Below are 18687 nucleotides of genomic sequence, written 5' to 3'. Positions count from 1 at the left end.
GGCCTATGGTGCAGGGGATGGCGAGGTCAGCTCACGGCCGGGCAAACACGGTTTTGACCCATCCCTGCAGGGTGTATTTCTGGTAGATGTGTTCAGGCACATCGACATACGGATCAGTCATGAACCGTTCAGGAATCAGCGGATTGGCCTCATCAATGACCAAAATGTTCGCCGGGTTGTAAAAGTCATAGTCGACCACGCTCCTGTTGGTGGTGATGACTTTTTTCCGTGAGGCCATGGCTTCGAAGAACCGGAAGCTCAACCCGGCCTGACCAGGCTTGGAAATATCCAGAATGATTCGCGAGCGCTTTACCAGTTCGCCGACGGATTCCAGCGACATTCTCTGCTCGAAGAACGTGATACCCGGATGCGCGTTCGGGATCGGTTTGCACTGAACCAGAAATTTGTAATCGGTCACCCCGAGACGATCGAATGCCTGCGCGAGGCCTTCAAGTGCCGGCACCCGATCCTTGCCCGCCATCACCACAAACGCCGAGTACTCACCGGGCTCGTCGTCGGCGCTGTAGTCGTCGTAGATGAAGTTGTAGAGTTTTTTCAGACCGTAGCTTTCGGCATTCTCCGGATCAAAGGAAAACACCTCGTCATAACCGGCAAGGGCTTCGCGAGTCATCGGCCAGCGACTGAAACTGTCGTAGAGGTAGGCGATCTTGTGGTCGGAGACCTTGAGTGCGGCGGCCAACTGGTTTGCATCGATCTGGGCCGGGTTGATGATGAGTGCCACATCGAAACGTCCATGCGCAGCGATGGCTTTGTTGAACTGGCGTATCTGCGCCCAGCGCTTCAGCGGGCGACGCAGGATTTTCGGCGCTCGATCAAAGCTGTTCTGCATCGATGACGTATCGATAAAACACACGTCGTTGTCGATCATCAGATAGTCCGCCAGTTTGCGCGCGTAACCACCAATGTCCTTGCACACCAATAAGATTTTCATGAGATTCCATATCGTGAATTCGGGCGACGGGTCGATGTTCCTCGGCCCTGCCTAGGGCGCCGCCGGCAGCAGGAAGCGCGCAATCACCGGCAAGTGATCGGAAATGCGCAAGGTGTCGTCCTGGCGCACCATCGCTTCCACCCGTTTGATCTTCGGGCTGTAAAACAGGTAGTCGACCGTGCGATCCGGGCCGTTCAGACCGGGATCGTTGGGGTAGTGGGTCAGCCATTGCGCGCGATCGATGCCGCTGGCTTCGTTGTTGGTCGGGATCATCGGGTACTTGTCCCACAGCAGGTGCAGCTCGCTGTCGGCGGAGTAGGGCGTGCGTTGTTCGGCAGGCAAGCGGCGGTACTGGCCGAGCGGCAACAGATTGAAATCACCACCGATCAACCACGGCAGGCCCTGGCTTTCGTACTTGTCGAGCACTTTGGCCACCGCTGTCACTTGCGCTTGCAAGGTGTCGTCCGGTTGGCTGGCACGCTCCAGATGCGTGTTGAATACGGTCAGTTGCCCGCCATCGCTCAGGGGCAGCTTGGTCGCGAGCAGGGCGTCTTTCGGCTGGAACTGGCGGCTGATGAGGTTGGCGGCAGCGACCGGCAATTGCAGGCGTTCGGCGTGCTCGATGCGATAGCGGCTCAGGGTCGCCAACTGGCGGCCAACGCTGCCAAAGATGTGTCGATCAGGGACGAACTCGGCTTTCCAGTCAAACGCACTGGCGTTGCACGGGTAGAGGTCGGCAACGCGTTCCTGCAACAACTTGAGCTGATCCTGATAATCACTGGCCTTGGCGCCGTCATCGAGTTCCTGCAACAGCACCACGTCGGGCTGTTCGTCGCGGATCACCCGCGCCACTTCATCAAGGCTGAAGGCCATGTCTTCCAGCGTCGGCGTTTCATCGTCGCCCTGAGCCAGGTCATTCCAGAACACATAGCGCTTGCCCGCGAGAAACTGCACGTTCCAGGTCATGACTTTCAGCGCCTGGCCCGGCACCAGTGTCGGTGGCGTTCCAGTACAACTGAATGGCAGGGTTTCGCGGGCGTCGGGGCGCCAGGTCAGGCTGAACAGCAGCCCGCCGATCAGGGCGATGGCGAGCACGACAAGCAACAGGGTGTAGCGCAGTAGACGGGTCATGGCTCGGCTTATAGCGTTACAGAAAGTGGCCCCGAGCATACCTGACGGCCGTCTCGAAGCCCAAGCGCAGTGCGGTCAGATGACTCTGTCGCGTTTGTCAGGCAATTCGCTGATCAGCATGAACAGGCGAAACAGCACCACGCTGGTGAACAGTTGCAGGAAGCTGTGAGCACTGTCGATCAATATCGCGATCACAGGATTCTGCGGCTCGGGGTACACCGCCAGTGTCGCGCCTTTGAGCAACCACAGCGGCGTCATCACGCAGAGAATGCACAGCAGGATCCGCCAGAAATGGCCACGGGTCAGGCGAAGGCTTTCTTTCATCGCCTGCAGGGGGCCCATGCCGCGCAGTACCAGCAGGTACTCGCCGAACGCGAGCATCACCATCAACATCAGGCCCGGCAGGAAGTACAGCGACAGACCCAGCAAAATCAACAAAGTGTTCAACGCCGTGAGTAACGCAAAGCGTGGCCACAGGGTAGCGGCCATCGCCAGCAGGTCACGGTTGCGCGGTGCCTCGCCACGGCTGCGCGCATCGAGGAACAGGATCAGCGCGGCGGTGTACAGCGGATACACCAGCAGACCGACGACGATACTGATCGCCGAGATGTTTTCCGGCCCGCTGGCGTGATCGACCACTTGTTGCAGAAACGCTTCGAAAATCACCAGCGGCAGGCACAACCGCACGATGCTGCCCAAATGGCGTTTGAAAAAATACAAAGAGTCGCGCAGCACTTCGAGGGCATTCATCAGTCGGTATCGCAGGTCGAAAACAGTGGCTCACTTTAACCGATGATGGCTGGCGCGACACAAACGTAAACATTCGGTAAAGGTCATTGAAACGTTTTGTCACCGTCTCCATTACAGGAGAGCACCTCGGCCAACGTGGACGAGGGCAATGTTATCCCCGGCAATCTACGAGGTCGCCATGAACAGCGAAGAGCAAACCCTGATCGATGGACTGTTTTCCCGGCTGCAACAGGCCGAAACGGAGGCAGCCCCGCGCGACGCCCAGGCTGAAACGCGGATCAAGGAACACCTGACCCGCCAGCCGGCGGCAGGTTATTTCATGACCCAGGCGATTCTGGTGCAAGAGGCGGCGCTCAAGAGCCTCGACGAGCAGAACAAGCAGCTGACGCAACAAGTCCAGCAGTTGCAGGCCGAACTGCAATCGGCCAAGGCGCAGAGTGCCGCACCGGCGCCGAGCGGCGGTGGCGGTTTCCTGTCGAGCATTTTTGGTGGCAGCCAGCGTCCGGCGCCGACCCAGAGCGCGCCAGCCTCGACTGGCGGCTGGCGCGAACCGGCACCGCAGCAGAATTACGCGGCCCCGGCGCCACAACAGAACTTCGGCGCGCCACCACCTAACTACGCGCAACAAGCTGCTCCGGCGGCCGGCAGCAGCTTCCTCGGAGGCGCCTTGAAAACCGCCGCGGGTGTGGCCGGTGGCGTGATGCTGGCGCAGGGCATCAGCAGCCTGTTCCATCACAACCAGCAGCCGGAAGAAATCGTTGAAGTGATCAAGGAAGAGCCGGCGCAGGTCGCTGACCAGAGCAACAACGGTTGGGGCGATGATCAGCGTGTGGCCGATAACGGCTTCTCTGGCAATGATCAGGGCGGGTTCACCGACACCGACTACAGCGACGACAACTCATCGTTCTTCGATGACGACGATTCCTTCGTCTGACTCACCATTCGTCCGGAGCCCCTTGGGGCTTCGGGCCGATTATTCGCGGAACCTTCCTTCGGACTGGCATACTGAGCGCCTTTTTCGGGCCTGGCGCCCGATCCCGCTTCGTGCGCTTGCGCGCCCACAGGAACTCCGGTGAAAAAAATCGCAGTGTTCGCCGACGTGCAGAACCTCTACTACACCGTGCGTCAGGCTTATGGTTGTCACTTCAACTACGCCGCATTGTGGGCCGACATCAGCAAGGACGGGCAGATCGTCGAGGCCTACGCCTACGCGATCGATCGTGGCGACAGCAAGCAGCAGCAGTTCCAGCAGATCCTGCGCAACCTCGGCTTCACCGTGAAGCTCAAACCCTACATCCAGCGCAGCGACGGCTCGGCCAAGGGCGACTGGGACGTCGGCATCACCCTCGACATCATGGACGCCGCCGACCACGTCGACGAAATCGTCCTGGCCTCCGGTGACGGTGATTTCGACATGCTGCTCGAACGCATCATCAGCAAACACGGCGTGCAGGCAGTCGCCTATGGCGTGCCGGGCCTCACCGCCAACTCGCTGATCCGCGCCGCCAGCCGTTACGTGCCGATCGAAGGCGCACTGTTGCTCAAGAATTGATTTGAACGGAGTTGAACCCGGTTTGGAACGCATTGCAGTCATCGACTTTGAAACCACCGGCCTGTCGCCGAACAGCAACTGCCGCGCCACGGAAATCGCCGTGGTCATGCTGGAAAACGGCCGCATCGTCGAGCGTTACCAGAGCCTGATGAACGCCGGCGTGCGCGTCCCCGCGTTCATCGAACAACTGACCGGCATCAGCAACGCCATGCTGCGCACCGCGCCGCCGGCCGAGCAGGTGATGAACGAGGTCAACGAATTTGTCGGCTGCACGCCGCTGGTGGCGCACAACGCATCCTTCGACCAGAAATTCTGGGACTTTGAACTGGGGCGGATCAAGCGTACGCGGTTGCAGAATTTTGCCTGTTCGTTGCTGCTGGCGCGACGCTTGATGCCGGCGGCGCCGAATCACAAGCTCGGTACGCTCACCACTTTTGCGCGTTTGCCGCACACGGGGCAGGCTCACCGGGCGATGGCGGATGCGGAGATGGCGGCCAATCTGATGGCGCATCTGGCGGAGGAGTTGCGGCACAAGCACGGCGTCAGCGAGCTATCGCATGACCTGCTGTGCAAGTTGCAGAAAGTCCCGGCCGCGAAAGTCAGCGAACACTTGCTACGCTATCGCTGATCCCCAATCCAGTACAAAAACCCCTGTAGGAGTGAGCCTGCTCGCGATGACGGTGTGTCAGTCAATATTTGTATCGACTGATGCTCCGCTATCGCGAGCAGGCTCACTCCTACATTGGATTTGTGGTGATCCGAACTATTTGCCGTTGCTTTCGATATGGCCTAACGGCACGCGCTTCTCGATGGCGCTCGACAACACAATCGAGGTCTTGCTGAAGCCAAACTTCGCCACCCGATTGATCAACTCCTCCAGCTCCGTCATCGATCCCACAGCGGCCTTCATCATCACGCACGGATCGCCCGTGACTCGAAAGCACTCGGTCAGTTGCGGGATTTTCACCAGTTCGTCGTAGACCTTCTGGCTGCCGTTCTGGTGCAGCCGCAGTTCGATCATGCACTGGATCGGCAGACCGATTTTCGACAGGTCGATTTTCGCCTCATACCCGGTAATCACCCCGGATGCCTCTAGCTTGGCTACGCGCTCGGCGACGGCTGGGGCGGAAAGGTTCACTTTGCGTGCGAGGTCGGCGTAGGACGCACGGCCATTTTCGAGCAGGGCGCTGAGCAGCATGCGGTCGTATTTATCCAAGGCCGGACTCCTGAAAATGCCAGACTTTCGAAATCGTGGTTTATCCCTTCGATCTCCGTTATTTCAAAAGTGTACTGCCCTGATAAACAGGTTTTGTAACTTATTTTTGCTCTCTGGCCTTTCTAGAATAAGCAGTCCCCGAATCTGACTGTCGAGCTGCCCATGTCTGCCGTGCGCCGTTTTTCCTTGCCGCTGATCGCCGCGTTTTTTGCGCTGTACGTGATTTGGGGATCGACCTATCTGGTGATCCGCATCGGTGTCGAGTACTGGCCGCCGCTGATGCTCGGCGGGGTGCGCTTCGTGATCGCCGGCACGTTGATGTACGCCTTCCTGCGCTGGCGCGGGGCACCGGCGCCGACCTGGGCGCAGTGGAAAGCGGCGGGGATCATCGGCATTTTGCTGCTCAGTTTCGGTAACGGCGCGGTCAGTGTGGCTGAACACACGGGCGTGGCTTCCGGTGTTGCTGCGTTGGCGGTGGCGACGGTGCCGCTGTTTACTCTGCTGTTTGGTTATTTCTGGGGGGCGCGTAATACCCGTCTGGAGTGGGCCGGGGTGGCGTTGGGGATTGTCGGTATTGCCATGCTCAACATGGGTTCCAATCTGCAATCGAGTCCGCTGGGCGCGGTGCTGCTGATTTTCGCGGCGGCGACCTGGGCGTTCGGTTCGGTATGGAGCAAACATCTGCCGTTGCCGCAGGGCGCGATGGCCAGTGCTGTGGAAATGCTGATCGGCGGTGTGGTGTTGCTGATCGGCAGCGCTGTCAGCGGCGAGCATCTGCAAGCCATGCCACCGGTTGAAGGCTGGCTGGCGCTGGCCTATCTGATCTTCTTCGGCTCGATCATCGCGTTCAATTCGTATATGTATCTGCTCAAGCACGTGCGTCCGGCGGCGGCGACCAGTTATGCCTACGTCAACCCGGCGGTTGCGGTGTTGCTGGGGATTGTGTTTGTCGGCGAGACCATCGGCATCGAAGAAGCGCTGGCGATGCTGGTGATCATCAGCGCGGTGGTGTTGATTGGCTTGCCGCAGTGGCGTCGGCCGGCACAGCCGCCAGTCGTGGCGCCGACAGCCGTTCCCACAGAAACGCGTACGAATTAGGGTAAACTGCGCGGCATTGCATGCCTGCGTTATTTTTTCCTACGGTACTCCCATGACTTTCGCCACCCTTGGCCTGATCGAACCCTTGCTGCGCTCTCTCGAGACGCTCGGCTACCAGACCCCGACGCCGGTTCAGGCGCAAGCCATTCCGGCCGTGCTGGCCGGTCGTGACCTGATGGCTGCCGCCCAGACCGGCACCGGCAAGACCGCCGGTTTCGCCTTGCCGCTGCTGCAGTTGCTGGCCATGGAAGGGCCGAAAGTCGCCGCCAACTCGGTGCGTGCCCTGATTCTGGTGCCGACCCGCGAGCTGGCCGAGCAGGTGCACGAAGCCGTGCGTCAGTACGCCGAGAACCTGCCGTTGCGCACGTACGCGGTGTACGGCGGCGTCAGCATCAACCCGCAAATGATGAAACTGCGCGGCGGTGTCGATCTGTTGGTGGCGACCCCGGGCCGTCTGCTCGACCTGTTCCGCCAGAAGGCGCTGAAATTCAATCAGCTGCAAACCCTGGTCCTCGACGAAGCCGATCGCATGCTCGATCTGGGCTTCTCCGAAGAACTGTCGAATATTTACCGCGCACTGCCGAAGAAACGCCAGACGCTGCTGTTCTCCGCAACGTTCTCCGATGACATCCGCCTGCTGGCCGGGCAGATGCTCAACGATCCGCTGACCGTCGAAGTCAGCCCGCGCAACGTCGCCGCCAATACGGTCAAGCAGTGGATCGTCACGGTGGACAAGAAGCGCAAGGCCGAACTGTTCGTGCACCTGATGCGCAAGAACAAGTGGAAGCAGGTGCTGGTGTTCGCCAAGACCCGCAACGGCGTTGATGCGCTGGTGGAAAAACTTCAGGGCCTGGGCGTGAATGCCGACGGTATCCACGGCGATAAGCCGCAGGCCACCCGTCAGCGTGCGCTGGATCGTTTCAAGCTCAGTGAAGTGCAGATTCTAGTGGCAACTGACGTGGCTGCCCGTGGTCTGGATATCGAAGATCTGCCGCTGGTGATCAACTTCGATCTGCCGATCGTGGCTGAGGATTACATTCACCGGATCGGCCGTACTGGCCGTGCTGGCGCGACCGGTGAAGCAATTTCGTTGGTGTGCGCGGATGAAGTGAACATGTTGTCGGCGATCGAGATGCTGACGCGTCAGACCTTGAAGCGTCAGAACGAGCCGGATTTCGAACCGGAGCATCGCGTGCCGGATACCGATGCCAGCGGCCAGGTGATCAAAAAGCCGAAGAAACCGAAGAAGCCGAAAGCTTCCGGTGGTGGCGGCAAGCGCAATCTGGGCAAGTGGGTCGACAGCGGCGAGACGCAGGCGCCGGAGCCTTCGGTCAAGCCTGTGCGCAAGGTGCCGGTGTTTAATACCGGGCCGCGTAAGCGTAAGCCTTAAAGTCAAAAGCCCCTCACCCTAACCCTCTCCCGGAGGGAGAGGGGACTGATTGGGGGATGCACGCGAAGTACGTCGACCTGATACTTCTGTTGTGAATCCACAATCGACAGAGTTTTCGCCAGACACCTCGGTCGGCTGGCCGAAGCCATAATCGACTCGTTGTTTCAGGTCGACGGATGACGTCAGACACCTCGGTCGGCCCCCTCTCCCTCTGGGAGAGGGCTGGGGTGAGGGCTCAGGCAGACGCCTCGGACTTAAGCCACTGCACGACCCCCAGCCCCGCCGCCCGCCCGCTGGCAAAACACCCCGTCAGCAAATACCCGCCCGTCGGCGCTTCCCAATCGAGCATCTCGCCCGCACAGAACACCCCCGGCAACGCCTTGAGCATCAAACGCTCATCCATCGCCTCGAACGTCACGCCCCCGGCACTGCTGATCGCCTCGTCCAATGGCCGCGTTTTCACCAACGTCAGCGGCAGTGCCTTGATCGCCCGCGCCAATAACGCCGGATCGGCGAAGGTCGCCGCGTCGCTCAGTTCACGCAACAACGCCGCTTTCACCCCATCAATGCCGACCTGACTGTGCAGATGCTTGGCCATCGAGCGCGATCCGCGTGGCTTGCTCAATGCCGCCTGCAATTTATCCACAGGCCGGCCGGGCAACAGATCAATGTGAATAACCGCCGCGCCATGCTGATTGATCGCCTCTCTAATCGGCGCCGACAGCGCATAAATCAGACTGCCTTCAATCCCGGTCGCGGTAATCACGCATTCGCCCAAGCGCGGAATGTCATCGTTCAAACCGACGGCGATATTTTTCAGCGGCGCGCCGGCGAATTTGCTGACCATCAATTCGCTCCAGGCCTGCACCTCGAAGCCGCAGTTACTTGGCTGCAACGGCGCTAGTCCTACGCCGCGTTGCTCCAGCGGCAGCATCCACGCACCGTCGGAACCGAGGCGCGACCAACTGCCACCGCCGAGGGCGAGCAGAGTGGCGTCGGGTTTGACGGTGATTTCACCTACCGGGCTGTCGACGCGCAGTGAGCCATGTTCGTTCCAGCCGAGCCAGCGGTGGCGAGTGTGGATAACTACACCGCTGTCACGCAGGCGCTTGAGCCAGGCGCGCAACAGTGGCGCGGCTTTCATGTCCGTAGGAAAAACCCGGCCGGAGCTGCCGATGAAGGTTTCGATGCCCAGATCATGAATCCATTTACACAGCGCATCGGCGTCGAAGCCGCGCAGCAGCGGAGCGATTTGCGGCGCGCGCTCGGCGTAGCGCGAGAGGAATGCCGGGTAGGCTTCGGAATGGGTGATGTTCATGCCGCCGACTCCGGCGAGCAGGAATTTGCGGCCCACCGAGGGCATGCCGTCGTAGAGATCGACGCGGATTCCGGCCTGGCTCAGCACTTCAGCGGCCATCAGGCCGGCGGGGCCACCGCCGAAGATGGCGACGTGAGCGGGGGAGGAGGCGGAATTCTGGGTCATGGGGATGCGCTGCGGTATGGCGGGATAAGGCGCGCATTCTAACAGCGCAGATCTTTTGTAGGAGTGAGCCTGCTCGCGATAGCGGTGTGTCAGCCAAGTTAATGTTGAAGGTGCTGACGCTATCGCGAGCAGGCTCACTCCTACAGGATTTGTGTTGGCTCAGAACGTTGGTTGAAAAATGATCAGTGTTCTGCGGGCCATGAGCGGTATGGGCTGCAGGCCCTTTCACTCAGGTTATCCACAGGCAGTTCCACAGCGATTGTGGGTAACGCAGCACAGCTCAATGACAACCGTGTGACTGCCAGACCCGTTGCGCACTGTGATGCAGGATGCCATGGCGGCGGGCGAGGGCGTGGCGATCCTTGCTGTAGCCGCCGCCGATCACGCCCATCACCGGAATATCGCGGCCTAGACAATGGCGCATCACGCTTTCATCGCGGGCGGCGACACCTTCGTCGGTCAGTTGCAGATAACCGAGGGCGTCGTCCTTGTGCACATCGACACCAGCGTCGTACAGCACCAGGTCCGGTTGATACAGCGGCAGCAGGTAATTGAGCGTGTCGTCGACCACTTTCAAATAGTCGGCATCACCCATGCCTTTGGGCAGCGGAATATCCCAGTCACTTTCGGCTTTGCGTGCAGGAAAATTCTTCTCGCAGTGCAGGGAAACGGTAATCGCCTCCGGCGTGTCATGGAGAATCCGTGCGGTGCCATCGCCCTGATGCACATCGCAATCGAAGATCAGCACGCGATTCACCCGGCCGCTTTGCAGCAGGTAATGGCTGATGATCGCCAGGTCATTGAAGATGCAGAAGCCCGCCGGGTAGTCGTAGTGCGCATGATGAGTGCCGCCGGCCAAATGGCAGGCCAGACCATGCTCCAGGGCTTGTTCCGCCGCCAGGATCGAACCGCCAACCGCGCGCACCGTACGCCGCGCCAGTGCCTCATTCCAAGGCAGGCCAAGGCGCCGCTGGTCTTCGCGGGACAACTCGCCGCTCATGTAGCGTTCGATATACGCACGGTCATGGGCCAGGGCGAGGATGTCGTTGGGGCATATCTCCGGGCGCAGCAGGTCGACATCGCGGGTCAGACCGCTATCGACCAGGTGATCGCGCAGCAACCGGAACTTGTCCATCGGGAAGCGGTGATCCGCCGGAAACTCGGGGCTGTAGTCTTCGTGGTAGATCAGCGGCAATGGCATGGCGATTTCGTGCAGGAACGTAGGAATGAGTGAAGGATCCTACCAGCGATGTAGACTTGCGGCATGGAAACGGAGGGGCACGATGGAGCCGATACTGGAACTGCAAAGCGCGCGGCTGGTGATGCGTCAGTGGCAGGACGAGGATTTGCCGGCATTTGCGGCGATGTGCGCCGATCCTCAGGTCATGCGTTATTTTCCGGCACCTTTGAGCCGACTCGAAAGCGCTTCGCTGATCGGTCGGATTCGCGGGCATTTTGCCGAGCACGGTTTTGGCCTGTGGGCGCTTGAGCGCAAGGACAGCGGTGAATTCATCGGTTTTACCGGGCTCGGTGTGGTCGGTTTCGATGCGCCGTTCACGCCAGCAGTAGAAATCGGCTGGCGCCTGGCCAAAGAACACTGGGGCCTGGGTTATGCCAGTGAAGCGGCGTGGACTGCTCTGCGCTGCGGCTTTGATCGGTTGGCGCTGAAGGAAATCGTCTCCTTCACCGCGCAATCCAATCTGCCTTCGGAGAAGGTCATGCAGGCGATCGGCATGCATCACGCCCCGGACGATGATTTCGATCACCCGAAGCTGGCCGTCGATCATCCGTTACGCCGGCATGTGCTGTACCGCATCACTCGGGAACAATGGCTGCAAACCTTGCATGGATAAGCCGACACGGACGTTTACAATGGCCGCCATATCATTGGCCCGCGCCAGAATCTGAATCGGCCGCCGCAGCCAAGACTGCGCGGCATAGTGCTTTGTGTGAGGAGAGTCTGAATGAGCCAAGTGTTGGAAGATCTGGTCGACCTGCTGACCCTGGAACCGATCGAAGAAAACCTGTTCCGTGGTCGTAGCCAGGACCTGGGTTTTCGTCAGTTGTTCGGCGGTCAGGTGCTCGGCCAGTCACTGTCGGCGGCCAGTCAGACGGTTGAAGAGGCGCGTCATGTGCATTCGATGCACGGTTATTTCCTGCGCCCAGGCGACGCCAAGTTGCCGGTGGTCTATTCGGTTGACCGCGTGCGCGATGGCGGCAGCTTCAGCACTCGCCGCGTCACGGCGATCCAGAAGGGCCATCCGATTTTTACCTGCAGCGCTTCGTTCCAGTACGACGAAGCGGGTTTCGAGCACCAGAGCCAGATGCCGGTGGTGGTCGGTCCGGAAAACCTGCCGTCGGAGCTGGAACTGACCCAGCAACGCGCGCACCTGATCCCTGAGCACATGCGTGAAAAGCTGCTGTGCCCGAAGCCTATCGAAGTGCGCCCGGTCACTGAAAAAGACCCGTACAACCCGCAGCCGGCCGATCCGGTGAAGTACGTGTGGTTCCGTGCCGACGGCGCTTTGGCCGACATCCCGGCGCTGCACAAATACCTGCTGGCCTACGCTTCGGACTTCGGTTTGCTGACGACCTCGATGCTGCCCCACGGCAAATCGGTCTGGCAGAAAGACATGCAGGTCGCCAGCCTCGATCACGCGCTGTGGTTCCACAACGATCTGCGTGCCGATGACTGGTTGCTCTACGCGATGGACAGTCCGTGGGCCGGTAATTCCCGTGGTTTCTCCCGTGGCAGCGTGTACAACCGCGCCGGCCAACTGGTCGCGTCGGTGACGCAGGAAGGCCTGATCCGCCATCGCAAGGATTGGGCATGAGCCTGAAAGAGGTAAAGCACTGGGTGTTCGACATGGACGGCACGCTGACCGTCGCCGTGCATGATTTTACGGCGATTCGCGTGGCGCTGGCGATTCCGCCGCAGGACGACATTCTTACTCATCTCGCTGCGTTGCCGGCGGATGAGGCAGCGGCGAAACATGCATGGTTGCTGGAACATGAGCGCGATCTGGCACTGGGTTCGACTCCGGCCACCGGCGCCGTGGAGCTTGTGCGCGATCTGCATTCACGCGGTTATCGACTGGGCATACTGACCCGCAATGCGCGGGAACTGGCGCATGTGACACTTGAGGCCATTGGTTTGGCTGACTGTTTTGCGGTGGACGATGTGCTGGGTCGCGACGAAGCGCCGCCGAAGCCGCATCCGGGTGGCTTGCTGAAACTGGCAGAGGCCTGGGAAGTGCCGGCCAGCGCGATGGTGATGGTCGGTGATTACCGCTTTGATCTGGATTGCGGGCGAGCGGCGGGCGCGCGGACGGTGTTGGTGAATTTGCCGGATAACCCGTGGCCCGAGTTGACCGATTGGCATGCGCGCGATTGTGTCGAGTTGCGGCGGATGTTGCTGGATTAAGATCAAAAGATCGCAGCCTGCGGCAGCTCCTACACAGGACAAATGTAGGAGCTGCCGCAGGCTGCGATCTTTTGCTTCCAGCTATTCAAACAAGGCCTTCTGCCCCTCAGGCGAGGTCAGCATGCCATCGCCGTTATGCCCGACCCCGGGCACTTCGATCAGTCGCTGATTCACCCCTTCCGGATGCCGACGCAGCAAATAGCCGAAGTACAACTTCCCACGCTCAAGGCGATACGCGCCTTGCGCCTCGGCTTCACAACGCTTGTCCAGCGCCGGGTGATCGGGATCGATGTCCTGCTGCCCCAGCAGATAAATCACCTCGCGTTTGACGTAACTGCTCTCAAGCTGCAACGGCGTTTGCCCACCGGCATACACCGGCATGTCTGCCAGACCATACTTCCAGCGATTGAAGCCGGCGCACTTGGCGTGATCGAACGCCACTGGCCGCTGCTCATTGAAATACGCATAGGAAGAAGGGTTGGCCACCACATAGCGCAGACGAATGCCGTTGGCCTTCAGCGCCGGTTGATCCTTGGCCAGCAAGGCATAACGCTGCACCACCTGGCCGCCGCCGGAGTGACCGAAGATTACGATCTGCTTCACGTCCGGGAACTGTTTGCGATCGCTGATCCGCCCGACGATCTCATCGAGCGCCGCATAGGAACTCAACGGATTCGGCCCTGTGGATAACCCGCCGCCCATCCATTCGTTGCCCTGCCAGCGCAGGACGGTGGCGGGTAACGAATAAAGGGCAACGTCACTTTCATTGAGAAACTGCGGGGCGATCACCAGGGTGTGCGCGGTTTGTCCCGCCAGCTCGGCCGCACTCTCGGCGCTTTTGCGATAGGTTTCGGCGTTGCGCAACCGGCCATGAATGACGATCAGCACACGTTCGATCTTCTCCGGCGCAGGCCCGATGCCCACCGCCATTTCCCCGGCCTTGAGTTGCAAACGTCCGGGGCTGATCGCATCGACACCGGCGGCTTGCGCAGTGCTGCCAACAATCAGTAATGCCAAAAGCCATTTATGCATTTACAGGTTTTTCGCCGCGAAGGTGTCGCACTGGCCGACCTGGCCCTGCGCGAATCCGGTTTTGAACCAGCGCACCCTTTGCGCCGACGTACCGTGAGTAAACGAGTCCGGCACCACACGGCCCTGACCCTGTTGTTGCAGGCGATCATCACCGATGGCGTTGGCCGCATTCAAGGCTTCTTCGATGTCGCCCGGTTCCAGCCAGTTCAAGCGCTTCTGTGCGCTGTAGGCCCAGACACCCGCGAGGCAGTCGGCCTGCAGTTCCTGACGCACCAGCAAGCCGCCATCGCCTTCCATTTGCCGGCCTTGCTGGCGGGCTGTCTGAATTTTCGCCGAGACACCGAGAAGCGTCTGCACATGGTGTCCGACTTCATGCGCGATCACATAGGCCTGAGCGAAGTCGCCGGCCGCTTTGAAGCGTTGCGACATTTCCTGGAAGAACGCCATGTCCAGATAGACCTTCTGGTCGGCCGGGCAATAGAACGGGCCGGTCGCCGAGGTTGCAAGACCGCAGGCCGAGTTGACCCGATTGCTGAACAGCACCAGCGTCGGATCTTTATATTGCCGCCCGGCCTGTTGGAAAATCGCGCCCCAGGTGTCTTCGGTATCGCCAAGGATCGAGCGGACGAATTCGGCCTGTTCATCATTGGCTGGCGGCGCCTGACGGGTTTGCGAAGTCGGTGCCGCTTGCTGGCCCGATTGCCCGGCGAGCTGGCCGAGAATCTGCAGCGGATCCTGCCCGGTGATCCAGCCAATGCCGACGATCAGCAGGATCGCGCCCAGGCTCAGGCCTTTGCCACCGCCGAAACGCATGCCGCCACCGCCACCGGCATCATCACCACGGGCATCGACGACGTTGTCACTGCGTCGGCCTTTTTTCCATAGCATGTGGGAATCCTCTTCTTTTCCGGTGGAGAGTAACGTGGTGATGAGTGTTGCTGCTGTGCGAGTGTGGCGCCAGTCCGGTCGTCAGACATTAGGATTGGACTGACAGTTCGATCACGGGTGTGGCATTGATTCACGCTGTTGTCACGGACTATAACTGCGCGCCGTCAAAGGTCCTGCAGTCGCCCTCAGCGTCATTGAATCCGGTATTGAACCATTTGATGCGTTGCTCGGAGGTGCCGTGAGCGAACTCCTTCGGGTTGACGGTGTTATTCGCCTTGCGCATCAAGTAGTCATCACCGACCATGGAGGCGGCCGTCAGCGCTTCATCAATATCTCCGGGTTCCAGCCATTTGAAGCGCTCTTGCGCGTGGTGCGCCCAGACGCCTGCCAGACAATCGGCTTGCAACTCCAGACGAACACTCAGCCCGTCCGCCCCTGGATATTTTTGACCCTGTGCCTGGGCTTGCTCAAGGCGTGTGAGCACCCCGGTTTCGTTCTGAATATGGTGTCCGACCTCGTGAATGATCGCATAGGCCTGAGCAAAGTCGCTGACGCTTGAGGACTGGACGGCCACTTCTCCCAGTGTTTCGAGATTGATGTAGATCGTTTTGTCCTCAGGGCAGTAAAACAAGCCCATTTCATTCGGGCGCTGTGGCCCGCAGCCCGTCGCGACTTTTTCATCAAACAGAACCAGTGCTGGCGGCTGATACTGTTGGCCCAGTTGCGCAAACAGTTCAGTCCAGACTTCTTCGCTGCTTCCCAGGATGGACTCGACGAAGACGCGATGCGGGTCATCATGGATCTGAAGCTGGAGCTGGATGGTCGCCTCCGTTTGTACCTTGGCGGCTACTGCGGCTTCCGGGCCGAATGCTTTTTCAATGTCGGCCCAGAATGTTGCCGAAAAGCCCAGCACGGAGGCAACCAGGCCGGCGGCAAGGATTTTCCCTGTCGGGCTACGGACATCCTTGTCCTTTCGTTGGTCGTTTACGTTTTCGCTGCGTTTTGCCTTGTTCCATAACATGATCGATTTCTCTCATAGGTTGATTGGGCGTTTATCGCCGGCCCTATGAATAACCGCAGCGGAAAAAGCGTGCAGGACAGATCTGTAAGAGCACGTAAGACGTTTGCCCGGAAATGAGAGAAGTCGACCATTTTCCTCATCAGTTATCGAATTCATCCCACACGGGGGCAAACGCCGGATTGACCTGGCGTTCGCGTTTCGACAAACCGGCGATAAGCGCCCGGTCTGCCGGGTCGAGGTCGACATTCAGCGCCTGTAGGTTGGCCAGTTGATTGGCCCGACTGCTGGCCTTGGGAATCGCTGCGACGTTGGCCTGCTCGAGCAGCCACTTGAGTGCGACTTGCGTTGGTAACACGTTATGTTTTTTGGCGATCTGTTGGATCTGCGGGATGTCCGACACCTTATTACGCGCCAACGGGGTGTAGGCCGTCAGCGCCATATCGTGTTGCCGGGCGTAGTCGAGCAGGGCGTTTTGGCCGAGCAGGACGTGGTACTCGACCTGAATCGCTGACAGACCGATGCCGTACTCCTCGACGACTTTGCGCAGCAGGGGCAGCGGAAAATTCGCCACGCCGATGTTGCGGGCCAGGCCTTGCTGCTTGAACGAGGCTAACGTGGCAAGGGTACGCGGCAGATCCCAGTCGGTGGTCGGCCAGTGGATCATGAACAGATCGACGTAGTCGCTACGCAGGGCTGTGAGGCTGCGATCCAGGGAGTGGCGCATTGCGTCGGGTTGCAACTGATCCCACCAGACTTTGCTGGTGACATGAATCTGCTCGCGGGGTGTCGGCGTGTTCGCCAGCGCTTGTCCGACGGCGTCTTCGTTGTTGTAGGCCGCTGCGGTGTCGATGTGTCGATAACCGAGCTCCAGCGCTTGCTCGACGGCGCGGGTGCATTCGTCACCGAGCATCGGCCAGGTGCCGAGGCCGAGTTTCGGCATGTTCAAACCTTGGGCATTAACGATGTGCTGCATGGTCGATCTCCTGTTCGAAAGCAGTCATGCCGGCAATGTGCCGGGCGGCGATGTAACCGAAAGTCAGCGCCGGACCGAGGTTGATCCCGCCCGCCGGATAGTGGCCGCCCATGATGCTGGCCATGTCGCCACCCGCAGCGTAGAGGCCGGTGATGGGTTGTTCGTTGGCATCCAGCACCTGCGCGTGTGGGTTGACCTTGAGGCCGGCAAACGTACCGAAGCAGCCCGGTTGGACTTTTACGGCGTAGAACGGGCCGGTGTTTATTGGGGCGACGCAGGGGTTGGGAAGGTTCGCCGGATCACCCTGTTTGCGGTTGTAGGGTGTGGCGCCGCGCCCGAACAACGGGTCTGCGCCGTCGCGGGCATGGAGGTTGTAGTCGTCGAGGGTCTGGCGCAAAGCGCTCGGGTCAATGCCGCAAGCAGTGGCCAATTCTTCAACGGTGTTACCGGTTTTCAGATAGCCGCTGCGGATAAATGCTGACACTGGCAGCGGAAATGGCCGCGATATGCCCAATCCATAACGCCGTTGAAAGGCGTGGGTGCAGATCAGCCATGAGGCGACCTCTTCGCCTTCCGGCGCGGCGGCGACCATCGCGCTGACGTAGTCGTAGTAACCATTGGCTTCGTTGACGAAGCGCTGGCCGTTGCGCAGAACCCCGATGATCCCGGGTTTTCCGCGTTCGATGATGTGTGGGAAATGGCCAACGCTGCCGTCGGCATGCGGCACTTGCGATACCGGTGCCCACGCCACGGGCGAAGCCACATCGGTATTGACCCGTGCACCGACGCTTTCGCCCAGGCGCAAGCCATCGCCGTTGACGGCCAGTGGCGGCAGCGCCCAATGTTCGTGGCCGGTCGGTGTGCGCGGGAACAAGGCTTTGCGCCGCTCGATGTCATTGGCAAAACCACCGGCGGCAAGCACCACGGCCTTGCGGGCATGAATGCGGATCGGGCCCTTGCGGGTGTTGACCACCGCGCCCGAGACGAGCGAGCCATCACGCAGTAGTTCCGTTACGGGCGCCGATTCCCAGAGCAGAACGCCAAGGTCTTCGGCGGACTTCGCCAGCCTTGCCACCAGCGCCACGCCGTTGACCAGTTGCATCGCCCGGCCATGCACCGCGAGGTCGAACAAGTGCCGAGTGAAACGTTGGGTTACATGCCATGCGGCTTTCATTGAGCGCGTCAGATTGAGAAACGCCGACAGATCCGCCCCGGCCATGATCGGCATGCCCATGAAGGACGTTTCGCGCATCGTTGTACGAAGACGCTTGAGCAGGCGTCCGACTTTGCGTGCGTCATAGGGCGCAGCGATGACCGAGCGGCCACCAGTGCCAGCGCCCGGCGTGTCACCATGAATGTCGGCAATGGCATTGCCATCGGCAAATTGCAGTGCGGTGTGCTGCTCGAAAAACGCGACCATGCGAGGCCCCGCTTCAAGGAAGGCGTCGATCATCGCCGAATCAAAATGCTCGCCCAATTCATGGCGCAAATAGGTGCGCGGTTGTTCGATGTCTTCGACGATGCCGGCCCGACGCGCCAGTGGATTGCACGGCACCCACGCCCAGCCACCGGACCAGGCGGTGGCGCCACCGAATACCGGATCTTTCTCGACAACGATGACTTTCAAGCCATGCCACGCGGCCGTCACGGCGGCCGACAACCCGGCAGCGCCGGATCCGACGACCAATACGTCACAGTCGATTTCCGGGAGTTCGGCAGACATCAAACAACACTCCAGCGATGAATTGTTTTTGGAATTTGATTCCAGAAAATAACC

General features: G+C 60.1%; 19 protein-coding genes. 8 read left to right on the top strand and 11 right to left on the bottom strand.

Features of this window, described 5'->3' with window-relative positions; all coding sequences use genetic code 11:
- Positions 1 to 31: 31 nt before the first annotated feature.
- The 3 genes from U6037_RS25245 to U6037_RS25235 all read right to left on the bottom strand — a co-directional run bounded on the left by U6037_RS25245 (position 32) and on the right by U6037_RS25235 (position 2833).
- Entirely contained in the window at positions 32 to 952 is a 921-nt protein-coding gene (locus U6037_RS25245) for a hypothetical protein (protein ID WP_322844903.1), read from the bottom strand.
- A gap of 51 nt (positions 953 to 1003) precedes the next feature.
- Complete coding sequence (locus U6037_RS25240) at positions 1004 to 2083, bottom strand: endonuclease/exonuclease/phosphatase family protein (RefSeq protein ID WP_322844902.1); 1080 nt, start codon at positions 2081 to 2083, stop codon at positions 1004 to 1006.
- 75 nt (positions 2084 to 2158) lie between these two features.
- Positions 2159 to 2833: a YciC family protein gene (locus U6037_RS25235; protein ID WP_034153797.1), complete on the bottom strand. Its 675-nt coding sequence runs from the start codon at positions 2831 to 2833 to the stop codon at positions 2159 to 2161.
- A 178-nt stretch (positions 2834 to 3011) separates the two neighbouring features.
- Between U6037_RS25235 and U6037_RS25230 the strand changes: the two genes are divergently transcribed.
- From U6037_RS25230 to U6037_RS25220, 3 genes are all read left to right on the top strand, one after another.
- Complete coding sequence (locus tag U6037_RS25230; protein WP_322847364.1) at positions 3012 to 3767, top strand: DUF2076 domain-containing protein; 756 nt, start codon at positions 3012 to 3014, stop codon at positions 3765 to 3767.
- 138 nt (positions 3768 to 3905) lie between these two features.
- Positions 3906 to 4385: an NYN domain-containing protein gene (locus tag U6037_RS25225; protein ID WP_007949802.1), complete on the top strand. Its 480-nt coding sequence runs from the start codon at positions 3906 to 3908 to the stop codon at positions 4383 to 4385.
- Between the two features lie 22 nt (positions 4386 to 4407).
- Positions 4408 to 5013, top strand: coding sequence for a 3'-5' exonuclease (locus U6037_RS25220; RefSeq protein ID WP_322844901.1), 606 nt, complete (start codon positions 4408 to 4410; stop codon positions 5011 to 5013).
- A gap of 135 nt (positions 5014 to 5148) precedes the next feature.
- Here U6037_RS25220 and U6037_RS25215 read toward each other — a convergent pair whose 3' ends face one another.
- The gene (locus U6037_RS25215) at positions 5149 to 5601 is read right to left on the bottom strand and encodes an Lrp/AsnC family transcriptional regulator (RefSeq protein WP_038361832.1); all 453 of its coding nucleotides are present in this window, start codon (positions 5599 to 5601) and stop codon (positions 5149 to 5151) included.
- Between the two features lie 162 nt (positions 5602 to 5763).
- On the opposite strand from U6037_RS25215, the gene yedA reads away from it, so the two are divergent.
- A complete protein-coding gene (yedA, locus tag U6037_RS25210) occupies positions 5764 to 6699 on the top strand; it encodes a drug/metabolite exporter YedA (RefSeq protein WP_322844900.1) in 936 nt (311 codons plus the stop codon).
- Between the two features lie 52 nt (positions 6700 to 6751).
- Positions 6752 to 8089: a DEAD/DEAH box helicase gene (locus U6037_RS25205; RefSeq protein ID WP_322844899.1), complete on the top strand. Its 1338-nt coding sequence runs from the start codon at positions 6752 to 6754 to the stop codon at positions 8087 to 8089.
- Between the two features lie 235 nt (positions 8090 to 8324).
- On the opposite strand, the gene U6037_RS25200 is transcribed toward U6037_RS25205, so the two are convergent.
- Both U6037_RS25200 and U6037_RS25195 read right to left on the bottom strand, forming a co-directional pair.
- Positions 8325 to 9572 carry a TIGR03862 family flavoprotein gene (locus tag U6037_RS25200; RefSeq protein WP_322844898.1) on the bottom strand — a complete coding sequence of 416 codons (1248 nt, stop codon included), beginning with the start codon at positions 9570 to 9572 and terminating at the stop codon, positions 8325 to 8327.
- A 280-nt stretch (positions 9573 to 9852) separates the two neighbouring features.
- Entirely contained in the window at positions 9853 to 10773 is a 921-nt protein-coding gene (locus U6037_RS25195) for a histone deacetylase (protein WP_322844897.1), read from the bottom strand.
- An 82-nt stretch (positions 10774 to 10855) separates the two neighbouring features.
- Here U6037_RS25195 and U6037_RS25190 point away from each other — a divergent pair, with 82 nt between their 5' ends.
- The 3 genes from U6037_RS25190 (at position 10856) to U6037_RS25180 (ending at position 12996) form a co-directional block, all read left to right on the top strand.
- Entirely contained in the window at positions 10856 to 11425 is a 570-nt protein-coding gene (locus U6037_RS25190) for a GNAT family N-acetyltransferase (protein WP_322844896.1), read from the top strand.
- 111 nt (positions 11426 to 11536) lie between these two features.
- Positions 11537 to 12406, top strand: a complete 870-nt coding sequence (gene tesB, locus U6037_RS25185) for an acyl-CoA thioesterase II (RefSeq protein ID WP_003228466.1) — start codon at positions 11537 to 11539, stop codon at positions 12404 to 12406.
- A complete protein-coding gene (locus tag U6037_RS25180) occupies positions 12403 to 12996 on the top strand; it encodes an HAD family hydrolase (protein WP_322844895.1) in 594 nt (197 codons plus the stop codon). Before tesB ends, U6037_RS25180 begins: the two co-directional genes overlap by 4 nt.
- An 81-nt stretch (positions 12997 to 13077) precedes the next feature.
- On the opposite strand, the gene U6037_RS25175 is transcribed toward U6037_RS25180, so the two are convergent.
- From U6037_RS25175 to U6037_RS25155, 5 genes are all read right to left on the bottom strand, one after another.
- Positions 13078 to 14028 (bottom strand): alpha/beta hydrolase, encoded by a 951-nt coding sequence (locus tag U6037_RS25175; RefSeq protein ID WP_322844894.1) that lies wholly within the window; start codon positions 14026 to 14028, stop codon positions 13078 to 13080.
- Positions 14029 to 14916 carry a neutral zinc metallopeptidase gene (locus tag U6037_RS25170; protein ID WP_322844893.1) on the bottom strand — a complete coding sequence of 296 codons (888 nt, stop codon included), beginning with the start codon at positions 14914 to 14916 and terminating at the stop codon, positions 14029 to 14031. It abuts the gene before it with no gap.
- 148 nt (positions 14917 to 15064) lie between these two features.
- On the bottom strand, positions 15065 to 15937 hold the full coding sequence (locus U6037_RS25165; protein ID WP_322844892.1) for a neutral zinc metallopeptidase: 873 nt from the start codon (positions 15935 to 15937) through the stop codon (positions 15065 to 15067).
- A gap of 139 nt (positions 15938 to 16076) precedes the next feature.
- Positions 16077 to 16910, bottom strand: coding sequence for an aldo/keto reductase (locus U6037_RS25160; RefSeq protein WP_322844891.1), 834 nt, complete (start codon positions 16908 to 16910; stop codon positions 16077 to 16079).
- Positions 16894 to 18633 carry an FAD-dependent oxidoreductase gene (locus tag U6037_RS25155; protein WP_322844890.1) on the bottom strand — a complete coding sequence of 580 codons (1740 nt, stop codon included), beginning with the start codon at positions 18631 to 18633 and terminating at the stop codon, positions 16894 to 16896. Before U6037_RS25155 ends, U6037_RS25160 begins: the two co-directional genes overlap by 17 nt.
- Positions 18634 to 18687 lie beyond the last annotated feature (54 nt).

This window comes from Pseudomonas sp. B33.4, from assembly GCF_034555375.1.
Classification (GTDB): Bacteria; Pseudomonadota; Gammaproteobacteria; order Pseudomonadales; family Pseudomonadaceae; genus Aquipseudomonas.
This window is presented reverse-complemented; position numbering and strand designations above follow the sequence as displayed.

What these genes read in the sequence shown, in the direction of transcription:
- U6037_RS25245 (WP_322844903.1), bottom strand. Translation starts at nt 952, where the DNA reads ATGAAAATCTTATTGGTGTGCAAGGACATTGGTGGTTACGCGCGCAAA.
- U6037_RS25240 (WP_322844902.1), bottom strand. Translation starts at nt 2,083, where the DNA reads ATGACCCGTCTACTGCGCTACACCCTGTTGCTTGTCGTGCTCGCCATC.
- U6037_RS25235 (WP_034153797.1), bottom strand. Translation starts at nt 2,833, where the DNA reads ATGAATGCCCTCGAAGTGCTGCGCGACTCTTTGTATTTTTTCAAACGC.
- U6037_RS25230 (WP_322847364.1), top strand. Translation starts at nt 3,012, where the DNA reads ATGAACAGCGAAGAGCAAACCCTGATCGATGGACTGTTTTCCCGGCTG.
- yedA (WP_322844900.1), top strand. Translation starts at nt 5,764, where the DNA reads ATGTCTGCCGTGCGCCGTTTTTCCTTGCCGCTGATCGCCGCGTTTTTT.
- U6037_RS25205 (WP_322844899.1), top strand. Translation starts at nt 6,752, where the DNA reads ATGACTTTCGCCACCCTTGGCCTGATCGAACCCTTGCTGCGCTCTCTC.
- U6037_RS25200 (WP_322844898.1), bottom strand. Translation starts at nt 9,572, where the DNA reads ATGACCCAGAATTCCGCCTCCTCCCCCGCTCACGTCGCCATCTTCGGC.
- U6037_RS25195 (WP_322844897.1), bottom strand. Translation starts at nt 10,773, where the DNA reads ATGCCATTGCCGCTGATCTACCACGAAGACTACAGCCCCGAGTTTCCG.
- U6037_RS25190 (WP_322844896.1), top strand. Translation starts at nt 10,856, where the DNA reads ATGGAGCCGATACTGGAACTGCAAAGCGCGCGGCTGGTGATGCGTCAG.
- tesB (WP_003228466.1), top strand. Translation starts at nt 11,537, where the DNA reads ATGAGCCAAGTGTTGGAAGATCTGGTCGACCTGCTGACCCTGGAACCG.
- U6037_RS25180 (WP_322844895.1), top strand. Translation starts at nt 12,403, where the DNA reads ATGAGCCTGAAAGAGGTAAAGCACTGGGTGTTCGACATGGACGGCACG.
- U6037_RS25175 (WP_322844894.1), bottom strand. Translation starts at nt 14,028, where the DNA reads ATGCATAAATGGCTTTTGGCATTACTGATTGTTGGCAGCACTGCGCAA.
- U6037_RS25170 (WP_322844893.1), bottom strand. Translation starts at nt 14,916, where the DNA reads ATGCTATGGAAAAAAGGCCGACGCAGTGACAACGTCGTCGATGCCCGT.
- U6037_RS25165 (WP_322844892.1), bottom strand. Translation starts at nt 15,937, where the DNA reads ATGTTATGGAACAAGGCAAAACGCAGCGAAAACGTAAACGACCAACGA.
- U6037_RS25160 (WP_322844891.1), bottom strand. Translation starts at nt 16,910, where the DNA reads ATGCAGCACATCGTTAATGCCCAAGGTTTGAACATGCCGAAACTCGGC.
- U6037_RS25155 (WP_322844890.1), bottom strand. Translation starts at nt 18,633, where the DNA reads ATGTCTGCCGAACTCCCGGAAATCGACTGTGACGTATTGGTCGTCGGA.